Genomic DNA, 14,430 nt, shown 5'->3' with positions numbered 1-14,430 from the left:
TCGGTTTTGGACAAATGAAAGGGTTTTCATTGACACGTATTTTATGGCAAGAAGGGAAGGTTTATATTTTAAGTAAAGTGAAACGCTAGAAGAAAGCCTTTAAATAGGAAGAGATGATGGAAATCACTATGTAGGTATAAAGGTGGAAACTCGACCATAATCATCCAATGCGTTATAATGAACCTTATTTAGCAAGAACGGGTGCAATGGTTCGTGGAAAAAAACGATTGATGACGTAAATAAGTCGGTTCGCAAGCCGGGGAGGATAAGAGATGGGTGCTGTATTTGAAGAACTAAGAGAAACATCAGGTTTGATAATAGCTTTAATAATGGTTTTGGTAGTAATGGGCCTGATCGGTTATGCCCTAACGAATGTACATGAATCCGTTGTGTTACCTGTGGTTCGGTTCATTAAGAAAATGTTTAGTCGAAAATAGATGAAGTCAATACATAAGCACTTGTCCCAAATCGATAACAAGCCCCGCTTGCAGAAGGTGCCGCCGTGTTTGTCTATAAGGGATAAAAGATTCAAAAGGTTTATTATGAAGTCAATAAATGAAGTAAAGACTTCAATCTGAAAATCCCCCGCCTCTAATGTAGAAGTGGGGGATTTTCAATATGGAGCATAGCGGGCTGCTATACTTCTCTGCCTAGGCTTACATATTCCATGACATGGACACAGTGAATTTTCAAAAGTTGTAGGCTGCCATAATGAAGGTTCTACCAATAATTCAGCCATGGGCAAGTCTTTTTGTCCTAGGAGAGATCAAATACGAAACAAGGTCATGGAGAACGAATTATTGTGGTCCGCTGGCGATTCATACTAGTAAAAAAGTGGATAAGGCTTTCTGTAGCAAGTAGCCAATCCAGTTGTTGCTTAGTAGGCATGGATTCTCAAAGGACATATGTAATCTTGAAAATTGTTTGATGATAATTGAAAATAACGGGATGCAGGCAGTACTGGAAAGATGGACAAGTGGAATCAGGCAATGATTTTTTTAGGAGACTTCACAGTGGGAGGATAAGCTTGGGAAGTTAAGGACATGCAGCTGCTGGATGACTTTATTCCATTGAAAGGAAAGCTTGAATTATGGGAGCATGTATTATAATGGACGAAGTTAAGAAGTGATTTTGGAGAAGTACGCTTGCCGCTACCTTTCCAATTCGTCCATTATACGCTATCGAACTAGTGCGATGCATCGGGGTGAGTCGTTACGCTTAAAGGAATTTAAAAATCATGCGGACGCTGAACGTTTATAATCTGCCCAATAAAGAAACGTTTTGCGTTTTCCTAATATCAACACTTGCTCTCTCCTTAAATATTAAAATAATCGTCTGACTTTGCGTCAGCATCTATACTCCGAATCGCCTTCATGATTTTCTTTAATACTCCGGCTGATGGCACATACTTAGGATCGCTGCAAACTCTGCTTATCGTATTGCGTGAGATTCCGGACGCACTTACAAATTCCTCTTGTGAATATCCATGCTTATCGATGAATTTCCCGACCTTACTTCGTGGTTTACCTTTTCCGAATCTAAACATTTTGATAACCTCCTAGATTTAATTTACTAGCAGTCTCGTCCAACTTTCACAAAAATATACGCATAGTTTCACAAATATTTGGTATCTAGGCCAACTTTGTGTAACAGCATATGAACACGAAAGCGAAAAGGTTGAAAAACAGGTTCGTTAAAAATATGTGTGAGGTTGCGAAGTTTTCTACTTAAACTAGTGGGCAGAATGACGCAATAACGATTAACTATATAGGATAAGAGATTCAAAGAATTAGAAGTGATTGATGTTAAAATTGCCGAATGCTAGGTAGCTTATTTATATAACACAAGGTAAAGAAATCGAAAGAACACAAGAAAAAGTATTGAAAGAAAATACCGCACTATCAGCTCCGGTTGTCCCAATTTAGAAGGGGTGGCTGTGTTAACCTTAGTGGGTTCTATCGATACTGATAGAGCGGAATGAAATTAGTGCCGTACTTGTGCTTGGTTTTCGCTCTATTGTAACGGGAGAAGACATAAGGTTGCTCAAAATGTTGTTCAGTTCGGTATGGATTTATTTTTAATACAAACATTTAGAACTTTACAGCAAGCAGTTCGTGAATTTGGTGTTAAAGGAAGGTTTCATAATGTTATTGGAAATATGATTGAATGACGATTGCTGAAAATCAGCGTCGTTTTTTTGTTCGTTCCTAGCATTTGTTACCCCAGGGGAATTGTGTGAATAGCGAATGGGCATGCGGATAACGAATTAACGTTTTCTTTTGAAATGGCACGATTCTTGCATTTAATTTATGCATATATCCAATATTTATGGAAACAATTAAACTTAAAAAAGTTAGGAGAATATTAGTATGAAAATACCAGTGGAAAATATAGTAGAGTTAACTGTAGAACATCAATTCTTACAGGCTTATCCTATATTGAGTCAGTTACATAATGATTTGACTTTAAAGCAATATCTAGAATTATTAAATGATATGCATAAGGAGGGTAAACAGTTATTTGCTTTATATCATGATACAAGTATTGTAGCTTTAGCAGGTATTAGCTGGCTTGAAGATTCATATAATGAACGCTATGTTTTTGTACAAGATTTGGTTACTGATGTAAATCATCGTCCTAGTGGCCTTGGATATAGTCTGCTTAGTTATATACATAATTGGGCAAAAGAGCATGGAGCTGAATATATTACATTGGAATCTTGAATTCGGCGCCTTGACACCATAAATGGTTTTCGTTTCAAGTACAATTATTAGAAGGGGGCTAGTACCAATTAGGTGTAGCCTTTTTTTTCGTACATATTGTAGCCATGTAATTTCAAACGACTCCTACAGTGAAACGTCTGAACAAGTGTAAGGGGAAGGTGCCTTGCCATCCAAACATTAGTTGTAGATTTGAAGGAATCTCTACAGAGTTTTTCTTCATTAATCTTTTTTTGTGCCCCTGAACCATCCAGCTTTCTGAGCCTTTTAGAACAACCAGAAAAAATTGAGGTCGTTACTCTCAAGAATGGTATGCGAATCTTGGCAATTTATGCATTTACTCATAGGATGATATTAAACATAAATTCCAATAAAACTTTTGGACATGTTCAAATTGCTTATTGTACGGAAATTTTTTTGTGATTATATATAATGACATGATCTTTCAAGGTATTAATTGAACCGAAAAATAAGAAAAGAAATTAACATAAGAGTATTAAATTTAATCCAGATACCTAACAAAAATGTATGCTTAATAACGTCAAAGTGGTATTGAATAGAATTAAACGATAAAACAGCCACAAAGGTTTACAAGTGACTGTTTTTTTTGTTCAAATTATCTTCAATAACTGTATAAAAGCCGACTTTCCACGTTACGCAATTCTCCAGACGATACACTATCGGCCACAATATATTGCAAGGTTTTTGTTGCGGTCATTTTTTTGTGTGGATATTTGGATTGGAGCAGAGCTTGTACTTCTCGAAAAAGTTGACTGTTTTCTGGACGATTCATGATATAAATTTCTTGTAAACTCTTCGATTTTCCCATGGCTTTTCCTACTTTCCATCAAGGGTAAAGTACGTGTAAAAGCTTATGCGCTAATAATCGTATGGTCTATATTTTCGGCGAAGCGCTTCCAATTCCCTTCTTTTTGTCGATTAAACCGTCACGCAGGACCAGGGAAGTTGCTCGGAACTAACTATATTTGAAGAACGGTTCCTGTGATCATTCTAAAAAGTTATGTCAGGATTATGATTGATTTAATCTCAACTAAAAATAATATATTAATGCAATAATTGTATTTATTTCCATATCTATTATAATAATAAGTGGGATATTGTAAGCGAAAACCCTGAATAATTTAAGGAAATGGTTAATTCTTGTAAAAAGTAGGAGGGAATCATGGGAAGGTTAGTTCATTTCGAAATTCATGTAGATGATATGGAACGGGCAATGAAGTTTTATGGAGAGGTATTCGGATGGTCATTTCAAGATTGGAGTGATTATGCGGGAATGCCTTACTTTGGAGCAGTAACTGGCGATGACAATGAACCTGGGGTCAATGGAGCTTTGATGCAGCGTCAAAGTGCTCCGCCGGAAACAAACCAAGCTTTAAATGGATTTGCTTGTACAATGGGAGTGGAAAATTACGATTTAACGGAAGCTAAAATTATTGAGATTGGCGGTAAGGTTGCCAAGCCCAAATATGCCCTGCCTGGAATGGCGTGGCAAGGATACTATATTGATACAGAAGGCAATATATTCGGAATTCATCAACCCGATGTGAATGCAAAATAGAATTGATGATAGGTGAATGAAACATGAAATTACACGACACGGCAGGCATGCTTGAACATGTACGTAATATCTGTCTTGCACTGCCCGAAGCTGTCGAACATATTGATGGTTTCGGTCACAATACTTTTAAAATCAATGGAAAATCCTTCGTGATTTCAGGTGAAAGTGAGAAAGGGTTCAGTTTGTCGTTCAAGTCAGATCGGGAAACCCAAGAATTATTGCTGCAGAAAGAGAATTTTTTCAAAACACCGTATATAGGACATCACGGCTGGGTCTCCATTCACAATCCGGATAGGGAAGACTGGGGTGAATTGACCATTCTAATTCAAGAAGCCTATTTACGTGCGGCACCGAAGCGTTTGGTTAAGAAATACGAAAAGTTTCATGAAAAGTGAAGAAAGGCGGATGATCTGCCTTCTTCACTTTTTTACTTTCTTTTATCTGCTTTGCAGATATTGATAGATAAAAATAACGACTTAATCTATACACACATGGCTTAAAGAAAAAAGCTCCTAATGTTTTGGAGCGGCCAAGAGAGTTCAGTGTAAAAGGCACTCCTGAATTTGCGATATTAATAGGTTGTCTCCGTCAGAGAAGAAAGTCTAAAATACATGTAAGGGTGTTTCTGCAAAAGATAGCTATTTATCTACATAAGCAGCTATCTATAAAAATTGAGAAAATCAATCACGGTTCGATTGACAGAAAGGTGTATGGTTGAAGTGAATGTTGAATCTTTTTTTTCTGAAAACATTAAAGCGGCACTTAAGAATGATCCACCTGGTGCATGGATGCCAGATTTGCCAGGTGGCTGTATACGCTTGAGTTCAGGCTATCCGGATCCAGCTCTCGTTCCCTCTGAGGAGATTAAAGTAGCAGTAGCCAGACTTCTTGATGAAGAGCAGGATTTGCCTCTCCATTATCTCGGAAGTCCAAGGATTGCAAGACTAAAGCAGCAAATTCAGAAAAGATTGGCAGAGCGTGGAATTTCCGTTTTGGAAGAACAACTTTTGGTTACATCAGGTGCTTGTCAGGGGATAGATCTTATTGCCCGCATTCTCCTTGATGATACGGCTGTCGTAGTTGTAGAATCTCCCACCTATATGGAGGCTTTAGAGATTTTTCAAAACTATACGAATCAGATCATTAGTATACCTATAGATGAACAGGGACTTCAAACATACCAATTAAAAGAAATGCTGGATGAAAGAAAACGTAAAGGTTTAACTCTGCCGCGTTTCCTATATACCATCCCAACCTTTCAAAACCCAACTGGGACGACCATGTCTACTGAGCGGCGGAAGCATTTATTGGAACTTTCCATCGAGTTTGATTTCCTCATTCTAGAGGATGATGCATACGGAGAATTATCTTTCGACAAAAATCCGCTGCCAATAAAATCATTTGATAAACGTGGAAGAGTCCTCCACGTTGGTTCATTATCCAAGGTAGTGGCGCCAGGAATGCGGATTGGATGGATAGCAGGCGAAAGTGAATTCATTAAAGCTTTAGAGTGGTTTAAAAAAGATTTAGACCATCCATTTTCTCAAAGTACAATGGCAGTATACTTAGAAAACACAGATTTAGAGAAACGACTTGACCTTCTAAAAGATGTGTATCGTGCCAAATGTACTGCGTTAATCCGCTCGATGGAACAATTTCTTCCAGAGCCCGTTTCCTGGTATGTACCAAAAGGTGGTTACTTTGTATGGGTGAGAATTCCAGGCGTTGATACGTCGCATTTATTATCAAAGGCTCTAGCTGAGGGGGTTTCGTATGTTCCAGGGAAATACTTTTTCTTGGATCAAAAGGATGGAACCGAGTTTCTTCGACTCTCGTTCAGTTATGCCAATGAGAAAGAAATAATCGAGGGAATTCAAAGACTAGGACAGCTTATCGCACCTAATTTTAAAAATGAATTTTGAACTAATTTTAATGAGCCTACTTCCTTAAATGGGGTAGGTTTTTTGTTAATTAAAGGATTCGTCATCTCGTTTGCGATGATTTTATCTGTTCTCAAACTAGATGAAATCATTCAATAATAACAGGTGCTTTCCTTCAAAAAGGGAGGTTGCTGCGGCTGCCTTTTTCTTATTGAACCAATTGCTTAAGACATAGAAATTGAGAACTGATTTAACGTGTTGAATGAATAAATTAATTTTTTTAATAAATATAAATAAAGGGACTTGAGCCTTACACAGTGTCAGGTTGTATAGTAAGGTTGCCGGCAAAAACAATTCGTGCGAAATGAGGGGATGATCCTGAATAAGAAATATTGGAAAGTAGGAGAATTAGCTAAACAAACCGGACTTACGGTGCGTATGCTTCATCATTACGATAAGATTGGTCTATTTTCGCCTTCGCAGTATTCAGATACGGGTCATAGACTTTATACAGACTCAGATATAGCTAGGCTGCAACAAATTTTATCACTTAAGCAGTTAGGTTTTGCTTTGGAAGAAGTTAAAGAGATAATGGAAAATCGTAATTTCAATCCGGTTGAACTTATCAAAGTACAGTTAGATGATGTAAAAAAACGGATCCGGCTACAAGAACTGTTACGTAATCGGTTGGAGAATATATACGAATTGATTAATAGTCAACAAGAAGTAACGCCAGAGCAATTTATTAATTTAATTGAGGTGATTAATATGAATAAGGATAAATATTTTACCCAGGAGCAACAGCAAAAGATGTTCGAACAGCTTGGACTAGATAAAAGAAAGCAATATGTTAGTGAATGGGCCGAATTAACTACGAAGATACGTGTGGAATATGAGAAGGGGACACCACCTGAAAATCCAGATGTAACACACTTAGCAAAACGATGGAATGAATTCATTAAAAAGTTAACTATTGATGATCCTGATATCTCAAAAGCAGCTGAACGTTATTATAAAGAGAATCCTGAAATAGGAGATAAATTTGGGTTAAATGATAAACAGTTTTCTGACTACATCAAGAATGCTATATCAAACATTTAATGAATTAATACCTTGTTTTTCTGTAAAAGAACCGTATGCCAAATATAGCATACGGTTTTTTAGAAGTTCTTGTCAGGCTAACAGGTGCTTTCCTTCAAAAAGGGAGGTTGCGGCGGCAACCTTGCGGAACTAACGGGGCAGTCTAGTTTAGTAAGGAACGATTCAAATTCAATAAATAATAGGAAGTATCATACTGAACAACGGTTGTTAAACGATTTTGAACCTCCTTTAGAGCTAGCGTGTACAAGATCTTGTGAACTGATATTAGTCAGTTCTTTTTTATTGGACAAAAAGTGCAGTTGCATTTTCACAAGTTTTTAAACGGAGAAATCAGTATTTAGTAAATGATTATTTACCAAATGTGAAAAAAATATTGTATATTAATCTATTTGGTATATAATACATTACTATATTAGGAGGTAATCAATGACTATTTCTCAAGTTAGTAAAGAATATATCGAGTTAATCCCTAATTTGTTTAAGAGTTTTCAGCGATTGAATCAAAAATCCAGTAACTTAACTCATTTACAGAACCAAATCTTAGAATTCGTCTTTATGAACCATAATCCCCTGACTATCAAACAAATAAGTGAAGGCCTAAATGTACCCAAACAGCAAATGACAGACTTGCTTAAGCGCTTATTTGATTGGGGTTACATTACTAAGAGTCAAAATAAGGATGATAAGAGGTCGTTTGTAATTGAGTTAACAGAGAAAGGGAAAACTTCACAACAAGAAAAATGGACGAAAATTTATCAGAGTTTCGTCAATGACCTATCCAAGTTAGATAGTGAAGAGCAACAGGATCTACAATACGCTTTGCATAAAGTGAATTACCTGCTTAAAAAAATGGAGGATTGATATATATGACTGAACGTGAGTGTGCCTTCAATGATAAGTCTAGGGGTAATTATCGGCTCAATCATTCCTTCTTTTAATTAATTCGGCTGTATGAAGAATCCGTAATGTGAATTTGAAGCTTGAGGAGGAAAGGTGATATGTTTTTAAATTTACAATCCGTTCAAGGCACAATGCTAATACCTCTTTGGGGACGCGCCACTGCCAGTGAGAAGAATCCAGAAATTTTGTACGACAATGAAGCGATAAAGATCATTGCAAGCTGTGATTTTAATTTTACCGAAATATCCAATACATTTGGAGAGTATGGAGGCATAAGCTATATAGTCCGAGCAAAAAAAGTTGACGATTCCATTCGAGCTTTTATAGAAAAACATCCTCGGGCCACTATTGTAAACATCGGCGCGGGACTTGATACTACATTTTCAAGAGTGGATAATGGCACACTTAACTGGTACAACCTTGATTTACCAGAAGCGATAGCTTTCCGCAAAACTCTTATCGCAGACTCTCCGAGGAATATCAGCATTGCTAAATCATTTTTTGATGTTTCGTGGTTTGATGATGTGATTTTTAATGAGGAAGACGGCATACTTTTTGTATCCGCCGGTGTTTTTTACTATTTTCAAGAAAGTGAACTCAAAGGCATATTTCAGAAAATGGGGCTTCGCTTTCCAGGCGGGGAGTTGTACTTCGATGCGGAATCAAAATTTGCATTAAAGATTTCAAATCGTACGGTGGAAAGAACAGGGAACAAGGGAGCAAAAATGTATTTCTATGTCAACAATCCAAAAGCATTGGAAAGTTGGTCGTCCAAAATCAAGGTTATATCCTGCGAATCGTACTTCAAAGGTATACCAGCAAGCAAGAAGTGGGAAAGTGGAACTCGTGTAATGGTGAGGGCTGTAGATTTATTAAAGATGATGAAGTTTGTTCATTTGCGTTTCGAGAGAAAGTAATGTTGAATCCAGCCTTAATCTAAAGCTTTCGCCACATATCAATAAAGTAACCCCTTTAAGTAATTACGATAGAAAATGTCGAAAATACTAGACAGCCTTTTATTATTTTCACTATACTAGATCATTTTTCACTTAAACTAAAGGTGCGTTAGTTAATTAAGCGTTATGGAAAATGAATCCTATATCGTACATGTAAAAGATGTTTAGTTTGTACCGCGATTGTTTTTTTATGATGGGGTATGGGTGCAAGCTGATACAACAAACTAAGTTCGTTGAATCAATTCTTTAAGTGAGGATTTAACAAGAATATAAAAAAGCAATGGTAAGTAATGATATAGCGTATTAGTTATTACCTCTTTTTTTATACGCTTTGTCATTTAGAAAATTTTAAATAGCTACGGTAATACCTGCTACTACTAAAAATACGAATCCTGTTTTTGAAAAAGCTTTAAGATAAAAAATTGATAAAGCAGTCATAAATAAAACAATTATTAAAATCTTAAAAATCCAATATTATTAATTGATTTCACCATTCACTATATGTCGTTTTTGTTTTCCCTTTAAAATTCATGTCTTTGTAATGTGCGATTTTGCTCATTCCAGTTTTGTTCGATGCAGGATTTTTTCATTTTTACATCAATCAGTTTTTTTGAAGTGGATTGTGGGCAAATAAAAAACTCTTAGAACCGTTATGGCTCTAAGAGTTTATAGTATGGAGCATAGCGGGATCGAACCGCTGACCTCTACGCTGCCAGCGTAGCGCTCTCCCAGCTGAGCTAATGCCCCGAATTGAGGTACAATAATTATTTTAGCGAATTTTCGGGAAAAGTCAATAATAAATATGAGATTTTTGCAAAAATGATAAAAAAACCGTTCGATTGTGGTCAAACGGTTCAGTCCATCTCTGGGTTTATTTTTCCAGCTGTTCAAAAATATCAAAGGTTTTTACGTGTTCTATCTTTCTAACTTAAACAATTTTATGCCACTTATCAGCGTTCCTGAATCCTTGTTCTTGCGTTTATTCCTCAAAAATCTTTTTTTTCCATACATACCAGACATTATTGACGCCTTGCCCATTTATATCACCTGCCTGTTTATCTTTCACATAGTAATAAAGAGGTTGTCCTTTATACGTTGTTTGTTGTTTTCCGTCATCTCTTATGATTGTCTTAAAGTCTTTGTTGTCGAATCCTTTATTCGAGATGATGTTATCTGCACGGAATGGCGGCCAAATTTCAAGACATGGACCTTTGCAATTACTGACATTAGAATCATCTTTTGTGAAGTAATAAAGTGTCATTCCGTCTTGATCTGCTACATACTTCCCGACTTCGTCCGATTCCAGTATTTTAAGCTTATATTTTTTTGGCTTATCCTGAATTATATCCGTGATCGTGTAGTTATTAATATCAACCCGCGCAATAGAGAGATCCCGATTTAATACATAAGCCTGATCTCCGTCATGGCTAAAGACAATTGCTTGTCTTGGTTCTTTGAAACCCCCAATTGTTTTAACTACGCGGTGATCAGCAACATTGATCACGTCAATCGTATTGTCAGCTTTGTTGCTTGCAAAAAGGAGTTTGTCATCAGGCGATAGAGTAGCGCCATATGGCTCACGTCCCACTTTGATTTCACTCTTTATATTACCGTCTAGCGTATCAACTACTGAAATGCTGTTGCGTCCGCTGTTGGCGGCATACAATGATTCTCCATCAGAGGTAATCGAGATTCCGCGAATACTGGAGAACCCTGATATTTCACGAATGATTTTTTTAGTGGCCGCATCAACGATGGACACTTTATCTCCTTGAAAGTTCGTGACAAAGATATATTTTCCGTCCGAAGAGACTTTAATGCCTTGCCTTGGTTGGGCGAAACCGGTAATGACGTCAATCGGTTTTCGTTTTTCCAGATCCACGACCGTGACAGAATTGTGTGCTTGATTATTCACATACAATGTCTTTTCATCCGGGCTGACAGCAGTCCCGAATGCACCTGGACCAACGACAACTTCATCTTTTAAGGTGAAATTTTTTATGCTGTAAAAACGAAGCGTACCGAGCGTACTGTCTGAGACGACAAACTCTGAGCCGCCATCAATAAACACGATGTTTCTCGGTGAACCAAAGCCGTCGATCTTTTTGCGCAACTTGCCTTTGGTAAGATCATAGACCAGGATGGATTGTTCACGGCTATCAGAGACAATCGCTATTTGCTCATCTGGACTTACAGCAAGGGAATTATTGGTGATTTGGGTGTCGAAGCCTGTCCCTAACACAGGACTTTTACCTTTAGTAGAAGAAGCACCAATTACATTTGGTAGGAAAAACACAAATAGTAAGGGGATAATCCACATACTTTTTACCTTCATTTTTTTAAACATTTCTCACCTCGGGAAATTATTTTCTTGATAAACTATACGATTTTTTAAGCCAGGTAGATGAACAGGAAAATCATATCCCTGTCAAAATCCAGCTTGTTTTCTAACCACCTTCCTTTGAAATGTATAGTTAATTCGTGGTTCTGCTCCCTTCACTATATATAAACGTATAGAGAAGGATGTCGGTTTGATTATTTTGAAAATTCAAAGTGAATAATGGATTAGGCCACAGTGAAGTTCCGTATCACTGGACTTTCTCACTGCCCGATGGATGATAGTAAATATACGAAATTAGGTGTTGGATTTAAATGTTAGAGATAAAACCTGAGGATTGCGGAAGGTTCGATTGGTTTATGCAGACAAGGTTTGCTGTTGCTGTGTTCCATTAATTTGAAGAAGATGGCTAATTGGACAGCTGAGGGTCAAATGTTCGTAGAGGCTCAAATCTCTTAATATTGAGGGGAATTCAAAAGGGTTCGGAATGTTTAATTCCGAACCCTTTGATTGTAGTCAAACGATTCTTTCCATTTATGCATTTTCGATCTCTACCCGTGCAATTTCTTTCAGATTGGATACGGTGTAATACACTTCCGATGTTCTGACTTTATGATCGACCAGAACTTTAAGTGTCAAAAGGTGGTGGTCTTCTGCCACATCTTTGATTCTAAGGTTTTTGATGAATATTTTTTCGTCTTTGATTTTTTTCAGTACGACGGCAATGTCATCTTTATCTTGTACTACCAGCTGCAGAAAGATTTCTTTTTGTCTTAATTTCATTGGTCCGAGCCAGGTGACGATTGCAGGCACCAATTCGACACTGATGATCAATAGTATGACGCCGGCTATCGCTTCAAGAAAGAACCCGGCCCCAACGGCAATCCCGATACCTGCCGCTCCCCAGATGATGGCTGCGGTCGTTAATCCGGATATGCTGTTATTGTCACGACGGAGAATGACACCCGCGCCGATAAAACCGACTCCAGAAACAATCTGGGCGGCTAGACGCAAGGGATCCATTGTGATATTTACGTGTTCACTACCTGGGAACTTATAAGCGGATTCCATGGAAACGATCGTTAGTAAACAGCTGACAATAGAAATGACCAGGCTTGTTTTTAATCCGACAGGTTTTCGTTTCATTTCGCGCTCCAGCCCGATAATTAGTCCGAGTAGAGCTGAAATCCCCAGTTTTATAAGGATTTGCAGTTCCGATTGAGGATTGAATGTCCATTCCATTTTGTTTCACCACTTCCGAAGTAATATAGAAGAAGAATAATATCATCTGTTGCCATATACCCGTTTTTTAAAAAAGCTTACCCTAATAACTTTAACATAGTAGAATAGAGTTCATTAAGTCGTCATTCTAATTGAAAGGAGTAACTTGAATGCAAATTCCAAAAATGAATCCCTATGCTGCATTGGCGATTGGGGTGGCTTCCGTTTCGTTTTCTGCCATTCTGGTGAAGTTAGCTACTGCTCCATCGGGTGTAATAGCCTTTTACCGTTTATTATTTACCGTTCTTCTAATGTTGCCTGTTTTCTTAATGAAATACCGCCATGAACTTAGATTCATTGAGAAAAAGGATTGGTTGTTTTCTATTGCATCAGGAGTGTTTTTGGCCTTTCATTTTATTTTATGGTTTGAATCGCTCAATTACACGTCAGTCGCGAGTTCCACTGTGCTTGTCACCCTCCAGCCTTTATTCGCTTTTGTGGGAGCTTACTTATTTTTTAAAGAAAGATTTTCGATGAAAGCAATATTGAGCGGCATCATTGCAATAGCCGGAAGCCTTGTCATTAGCTGGGGAGATTTAAGAATCAGTGGTATGGCGCTTTGGGGAGACATTCTTTCGCTTATCGCATGTGCGCTTGTAACCGGTTATTTACTGTTTGGACAAAATGTACGAAAGCGCATCTCTTCTACAACATACACATTTGTCGTGTATGCCATTAGTGCCATTACTTTGTTTTTCTATGTGGTCTTCAAGGGAGAGCCGTTGACGCCATATCCAACGGCTGATTGGATTTATTTTGTTTTGCTTGCCATTTTTCCGACTCTATTAGGGCATTCTTTATTCAATTGGTCATTGAAGTGGTTAAGCACTTCAACAATTTCGATGGGAATCTTACTGGAACCGGTTGGAGCGACAATTTTAGCTTATTTCATACTAGAAGAACCGATACTGTGGACGCAGGTTCTCGGAGGTACGATTATATTGGCAGGTTTGATGATATTCCTAAAGGACGAAAAGAAAAGTAAGGTGCACAAAGAAGAGCCAGTCACCGTATAAAAGCAGTAAGTCGAACCCGACTTACTGCTTTTATTTAATATGGATAAAACAAATAGGTGATCCGTGTAAAAATTAAAGCGAAAGTAAAGCTGAATAAAAACGTCGTACCGTTCACCCTTCCTTTTTCTCTGCTGAACCTAATGGCTTCATAATAAGCTGTGCTGAATAAGTAAAGGGACATAATGTAGGAAATGAGTAATCCGATTAATGAAAGATTCATTGCTTCACCTCATGGGAAAAAGATATCTTTATATGTCTATTTGTGTTTGCAGCTAAATATGCGTCATTTAATCACGAGTGAGCGCAACAGGGGACAGGTTATCTTAAAATATCATGATTAAAAAAGAATGATCATATAGAAGAAAAAAGAAAAAAACACTTTTTAGAAAAAAAGTTTTAAAAAACGTATTGCAAACATTATTGGTACATGGTATATTATTTCTTGTCGCTAAGACAGCAACTTAAACAACTAACAAGTTGTTGAAAACTTTTTAAAAAAAGTTGTTGACGAAACGTGACGCAATGTGTTACATTATAGAAGTCGCTTCTGAGAGAAACGACAACAAATTGCTCTTTGAAAACTGAACAAAACAAAGCGCCAACGTTAAATTTTAAGTGAGCACACACTATTAAAAAAGCAAATGAGCAAGTCAAACATT

Annotated in this window: 14 protein-coding genes and 1 tRNA gene; 9 read left to right on the top strand and 6 right to left on the bottom strand. The window is 37.3% G+C overall.

Going from position 1 to position 14,430, the window contains the following annotated elements; translation table 11 throughout:
- Positions 1-272 precede the first annotated feature (272 nt).
- Complete coding sequence (locus ACQKMH_RS16345) at positions 273-437, top strand: hypothetical protein (RefSeq protein WP_427588552.1); 165 nt, start codon at positions 273-275, stop codon at positions 435-437.
- A gap of 878 nt (positions 438-1,315) precedes the next feature.
- On the opposite strand, the gene ACQKMH_RS16340 is transcribed toward ACQKMH_RS16345, so the two are convergent.
- A complete protein-coding gene (locus ACQKMH_RS16340) occupies positions 1,316-1,546 on the bottom strand; it encodes a helix-turn-helix domain-containing protein (protein WP_427588551.1) in 231 nt (76 codons plus the stop codon).
- Positions 1,547-2,369: 823 nt separating this feature from the next.
- Here ACQKMH_RS16340 and ACQKMH_RS16335 point away from each other — a divergent pair.
- The gene (locus ACQKMH_RS16335) at positions 2,370-2,723 is read left to right on the top strand and encodes a GNAT family N-acetyltransferase (protein WP_427588550.1); all 354 of its coding nucleotides are present in this window, start codon (positions 2,370-2,372) and stop codon (positions 2,721-2,723) included.
- A 619-nt stretch (positions 2,724-3,342) separates the two neighbouring features.
- Here ACQKMH_RS16335 and ACQKMH_RS16330 read toward each other — a convergent pair.
- Positions 3,343-3,549: a hypothetical protein gene (locus tag ACQKMH_RS16330; protein ID WP_427588549.1), complete on the bottom strand. Its 207-nt coding sequence runs from the start codon at positions 3,547-3,549 to the stop codon at positions 3,343-3,345.
- Between the two features lie 354 nt (positions 3,550-3,903).
- Here ACQKMH_RS16330 and ACQKMH_RS16325 point away from each other — a divergent pair, with 354 nt between their 5' ends.
- From ACQKMH_RS16325 to ACQKMH_RS16300, 6 genes are all read left to right on the top strand, one after another.
- Complete coding sequence (locus tag ACQKMH_RS16325; RefSeq protein ID WP_427588548.1) at positions 3,904-4,299, top strand: VOC family protein; 396 nt, start codon at positions 3,904-3,906, stop codon at positions 4,297-4,299.
- A gap of 23 nt (positions 4,300-4,322) precedes the next feature.
- Positions 4,323-4,694: an MmcQ/YjbR family DNA-binding protein gene (locus ACQKMH_RS16320; RefSeq protein ID WP_427588547.1), complete on the top strand. Its 372-nt coding sequence runs from the start codon at positions 4,323-4,325 to the stop codon at positions 4,692-4,694.
- 324 nt (positions 4,695-5,018) lie between these two features.
- A complete protein-coding gene (locus ACQKMH_RS16315) occupies positions 5,019-6,221 on the top strand; it encodes a PLP-dependent aminotransferase family protein (RefSeq protein ID WP_427588546.1) in 1,203 nt (400 codons plus the stop codon).
- A 330-nt stretch (positions 6,222-6,551) separates the two neighbouring features.
- Positions 6,552-7,280 carry a MerR family transcriptional regulator gene (locus tag ACQKMH_RS16310; protein WP_427588545.1) on the top strand — a complete coding sequence of 243 codons (729 nt, stop codon included), beginning with the start codon at positions 6,552-6,554 and terminating at the stop codon, positions 7,278-7,280.
- Positions 7,281-7,706: 426 nt separating this feature from the next.
- Positions 7,707-8,141, top strand: coding sequence for a MarR family winged helix-turn-helix transcriptional regulator (locus ACQKMH_RS16305; protein ID WP_427588544.1), 435 nt, complete (start codon positions 7,707-7,709; stop codon positions 8,139-8,141).
- Between the two features lie 137 nt (positions 8,142-8,278).
- The gene (locus tag ACQKMH_RS16300) at positions 8,279-9,097 is read left to right on the top strand and encodes a class I SAM-dependent methyltransferase (protein ID WP_427588543.1); all 819 of its coding nucleotides are present in this window, start codon (positions 8,279-8,281) and stop codon (positions 9,095-9,097) included.
- A gap of 713 nt (positions 9,098-9,810) precedes the next feature.
- On the opposite strand, the gene ACQKMH_RS16295 is transcribed toward ACQKMH_RS16300, so the two are convergent.
- The 3 genes from ACQKMH_RS16295 to ACQKMH_RS16285 form a co-directional block, all read right to left on the bottom strand.
- A tRNA-Ala gene (locus ACQKMH_RS16295) sits at positions 9,811-9,883 on the bottom strand.
- Positions 9,884-10,115: 232 nt separating this feature from the next.
- Positions 10,116-11,483, bottom strand: a complete 1,368-nt coding sequence (locus tag ACQKMH_RS16290; protein ID WP_427588542.1) for a beta-propeller fold lactonase family protein — start codon at positions 11,481-11,483, stop codon at positions 10,116-10,118.
- A gap of 525 nt (positions 11,484-12,008) precedes the next feature.
- On the bottom strand, positions 12,009-12,716 hold the full coding sequence (locus ACQKMH_RS16285; protein WP_230159509.1) for an MgtC/SapB family protein: 708 nt from the start codon (positions 12,714-12,716) through the stop codon (positions 12,009-12,011).
- Between the two features lie 149 nt (positions 12,717-12,865).
- Between ACQKMH_RS16285 and ACQKMH_RS16280 the strand changes: the two genes are divergently transcribed.
- Entirely contained in the window at positions 12,866-13,771 is a 906-nt protein-coding gene (locus ACQKMH_RS16280) for a DMT family transporter (protein ID WP_427588541.1), read from the top strand.
- Between the two features lie 34 nt (positions 13,772-13,805).
- Here ACQKMH_RS16280 and ACQKMH_RS16275 read toward each other — a convergent pair whose 3' ends face one another.
- Positions 13,806-13,991, bottom strand: a complete 186-nt coding sequence (locus tag ACQKMH_RS16275; RefSeq protein WP_427588540.1) for a hypothetical protein — start codon at positions 13,989-13,991, stop codon at positions 13,806-13,808.
- Between the last annotated feature and the right edge of the window lie 439 nt (positions 13,992-14,430).

Origin of the sequence: Peribacillus sp. NPDC097895, from assembly GCF_050277555.1 — a bacterium.
In the GTDB taxonomy this organism is placed as follows: Bacteria; Bacillota; Bacilli; order Bacillales; family DSM-1321; genus Peribacillus.
This window is presented reverse-complemented; position numbering and strand designations above follow the sequence as displayed.